Below are 3,549 nucleotides of genomic sequence, written 5' to 3'. Positions count from 1 at the left end.
CCTCCCGCCTCTCGCCTCCCCCCGGTTTTGCACCCCCGCCCTAAATAAGCAACACTGGTGTTGTGAAAAACGCCGGGGCCTTCGAAGCCGCCGTGCCCCAGGGGCACGACGGTCGGACCCGGCACACCGTGGCCCGACTGCTGCTGGAGCAAGGACCCATCACCGCCGCCTCGGTGGCGGAGCGGGTCGGCATCAGCCAGGCCGCGGTGCGCAGGCACATCGACGCGCTGGTCGCCGACGGCGAGGCGACCGGCCGGGAGGCGCCCAGGCGCGGCCAGCGAGGTCGCGGCAGGCCCGCCAAGCTCTTCCAGCTCACCGAGCAGGGGCGCGCCCGCTTCGGGCACGCCTACGACGACCTCGCCGTGGCCGCGTTGCGGTTCCTCGCCGAACAGGGCGGGGAGGAGGCGGTACGGGCCTTCGCCGAGCGCCGGGTGCACGCACTCGTCGACCGGCACCGCCAGGCCATCGTGGAGCAGTGCGAGCCCGCCGAGCGGACCAAGGCCCTGGCCGCCGCGCTGAGCAGGGAGGGCTACGCTGCCTCGGCGCGCGCCGCCGGGGCGGGCGAGCAGCTCTGCCAGCACCTGTGCCCGGTCGCGCACGTCGCCGCGGAGTTCCCGCAGCTGTGCGAGACCGAGACGGCGGCCTTCGCCGACCTGCTCGGCACGCACGTGCAGCGGCTCGCCACCATCGCGAGGGGCGACGCCGTCTGCACCACGCACATCCCGAAGAGCAGCACCCCGAACACACCCCGCGACCCACATGGAGGGGAGCCCGCATGACTGCCGCTGCCGAGCAGCGAACCACCACGGTCCCGCTCACCCAGGAAGAGACCCGGGCGAGCATCGGGAACTACGAGTTCGGCTGGGCCGACTCGGATGTGGCAGGCGCGAGCGCCCGTCGTGGTTTGAGCGAGGACGTCGTCCGGGACATCTCGGGCAAGAAGAACGAGCCCGAGTGGATGCTGGAGTACCGCCTCAAGGCGTTGCGCCTGTTCGACCGCAAGCCGATGCCCTCGTGGGGCTCGGACCTGTCGGGCATCGACTTCGACAACATCAAGTACTTCGTGCGCTCCACCGAGAAGCAGGCCGCTTCCTGGGAGGACCTGCCCGAGGAGATCAAGAACACCTACGACCGGCTGGGCATCCCCGAGGCGGAGAAGCAGCGCCTCGTCGCGGGCGTCGCCGCCCAGTACGAGTCCGAGGTCGTCTACCACCAGATCCGCGAGGACCTGGAGGAGCAGGGCGTCATCTTCCTGGACACCGACACCGGTCTCAAGGAGCACCCCGAGCTCTTCAAGGAGTACTTCGGCTCGGTCATCCCGGCAGGCGACAACAAGTTCTCCGCGCTCAACGCCGCCGTCTGGTCGGGCGGGTCGTTCGTCTACGTCCCCAAGGGCGTGCACGTCGACATCCCGCTGCAGGCCTACTTCCGGATCAACACCGAGAACATGGGCCAGTTCGAGCGGACGCTGATCATCGTCGACGAGGACGCCTACGTCCACTACGTCGAGGGCTGCACCGCCCCGATCTACTCCTCCGACTCGCTGCACTCCGCGGTCGTGGAGATCGTCGTGAAGAAGGGCGGCCGCTGCCGCTACACGACGATCCAGAACTGGTCGAACAACGTCTACAACCTGGTCACCAAGCGCGCCAAGGCGGAGGAGGGCGCGACGATGGAGTGGGTCGACGGCAACATCGGCTCCAAGGTCACCATGAAGTACCCGGCCGTGTACCTGATGGGCGAGCACGCCAAGGGCGAGGTCCTCTCCATCGCGTTCGCGGGCGAGGGCCAGCACCAGGACACCGGCGCGAAGATGGTCCACATGGCCCCCCACACCTCCTCGACCATCGTGTCGAAGTCGGTGGCGCGCGGCGGCGGCCGGGCCTCGTACCGCGGCCTGGTCCAGGTCAACAAGCGGGCGCACCACTCCAAGTCCACGGTCAAGAGCGACGCGCAGCTGGTCGACACGATCCGCCGCTCCGACACCTACCCGTACGTGGACGTCCGCGAGGACGACGTGGCCATGGGCCACGAGGCCACCGTCTCCAAGGTGTCCGAGGACCAGCTGTTCTACCTGATGTCGCGCGGCCTCAACGAGGACGAGGCCATGGCGATGATCGTGCGCGGGTTCGTCGAGCCCATCGCGCGCGAGCTCCCCATGGAGTACGCGCTGGAGTTGAACCGCCTGATCGAGCTTCAGATGGAAGGGGCCGTCGGCTGACATGGCCGTCACCACCGAAGAGCAGCACGGCCTGACGGCCCACTCGCACGGCGCGGGAACGCTGGTCACCTCGCGCGCCGACCACTTCACGTCCTACGACGTGGCGGCGTTCGAGGTGCCCGGCGGGCGCGAGGAGATCTGGCGCTTCACCCCGCTCAAGCGCATGGCGGGCCTGCACAGCGGGGCCGAGGCCACCGGCGCGGCCACCGTCGAGGTCGACGCGCCCGAGGCCGTCCAGGTCGAGACCGTCGACCGCGACGACGAGCGCCTCGGCGCCGCGGGCGTCCCCGGCGACCGGGTCGCCGCCCAGGCGTGGTCCTCGTTCGCCCAGGCGACCGTGATCACCCTGCCCGGCGACACCGAGCTGGCCCCGACCACCGTGACCGTCACCGGCGCGGGCCAGGGCCAGGTCGCGTACGGCCACGTGCAGGTGCGCGCGGAGAAGTTCGCCAAGGCCGTCGTGGTCCTGGACCACCGGGGCTCCGGCGCGTACGCCGACAACGTCGAGATCGTCGTCGGCGACGGCGCGGACCTCACCGTCGTCACCGTGCAGGACTGGGCCGACGACGCGGTGCACGTCTCCACGCACCACATCCGGCTCGGCCGCGACGCCAAGGTGCGGCACACCGCCGTCACCCTCGGCGGCGACCTGGTCCGGCTCACCCCCCTCGTGTCCTACGCGGACAGGGGCGGCGACGCCGAGCTGCACGGCCTGTACTTCGCCGACGCGGGCCAGCACCTGGAGCACCGGCCGTTCATCGACCACTCGGTGCCGAACTGCCGCAGCAACGTCGTCTACAAGGGCGCGCTGCAGGGCGAGGGCGCGCACACCGTGTGGATCGGCGACGTCCTGATCCGCGCGGCGGCCGAGGGCACCGACACCTACGAGCTGAACCGCAACCTGGTTCTGACCGACGGCGCCCGCGCCGACTCGGTGCCGAACCTGGAGATCGAGACCGGTGAGATCGAGGGCGCGGGCCACGCCAGCGCCACCGGCCGGTTCGACGACGAGCAGCTGTTCTACCTCCAGGCCAGGGGCATCCCCGAGGACCAGGCGCGCAGGCTGGTCGTCCGGGGTTTCTTCCACGAGATCCTGCTCAAGATCAGCGTCCCCGAGGTGCGCGAGCGCCTGGAGGCCGCGATCGAGGCGGAACTGGAAGCCGTGGGCGCGTGACCGCCGTCCGGGTGTGCTCGCTCGCCGACCTGACCGACCGCGTGCCGGTCGCGTTCCAGGTCGGCGACGAGCAGGTCCCGGTCGTGCTGGTCCGGCAGGGGGACGCCGTGCACGCGCTGCGCGACGAGTGCAGCCACGCCGCGATCTCCCTCAG

At 70.6% G+C, this 3,549-nt stretch carries 4 protein-coding genes; all 4 read left to right on the top strand.

Features of this window, described 5'->3' with window-relative positions; genetic code table 11:
- The first annotated feature begins 62 nt into the window (after positions 1 to 62).
- Positions 63 to 779, top strand: a complete 717-nt coding sequence (locus ACTUAL_RS26350) for a helix-turn-helix transcriptional regulator (RefSeq protein ID WP_096496050.1) — start codon at positions 63 to 65, stop codon at positions 777 to 779.
- Positions 776 to 2,221 (top strand): Fe-S cluster assembly protein SufB, encoded by a 1,446-nt coding sequence (sufB, locus tag ACTUAL_RS26345; RefSeq protein WP_440902130.1) that lies wholly within the window; start codon positions 776 to 778, stop codon positions 2,219 to 2,221. The genes ACTUAL_RS26350 and sufB overlap by 4 nt, the downstream gene beginning before the upstream one ends.
- A gap of 1 nt (position 2,222) precedes the next feature.
- Positions 2,223 to 3,395 (top strand): Fe-S cluster assembly protein SufD, encoded by a 1,173-nt coding sequence (gene sufD / locus ACTUAL_RS26340; RefSeq protein ID WP_232520005.1) that lies wholly within the window; start codon positions 2,223 to 2,225, stop codon positions 3,393 to 3,395.
- Positions 3,392 to 3,549: Rieske (2Fe-2S) protein (locus ACTUAL_RS26335; RefSeq protein WP_440902131.1), on the top strand; the 158-nt coding region annotated here is incomplete at its 3' end. The genes sufD and ACTUAL_RS26335, both read left to right, overlap by 4 nt.

Source organism: Actinosynnema sp., from assembly GCF_052038725.1.
This window is presented reverse-complemented; position numbering and strand designations above follow the sequence as displayed.

Excerpts from the sequence above, each read along its gene's own strand:
- sufB (WP_440902130.1), top strand. The coding sequence starts at position 776 with ATGACTGCCGCTGCCGAGCAGCGAACCACCACGGTCCCGCTCACCCAG.
- sufD (WP_232520005.1), top strand. The coding sequence starts at position 2,223 with ATGGCCGTCACCACCGAAGAGCAGCACGGCCTGACGGCCCACTCGCAC.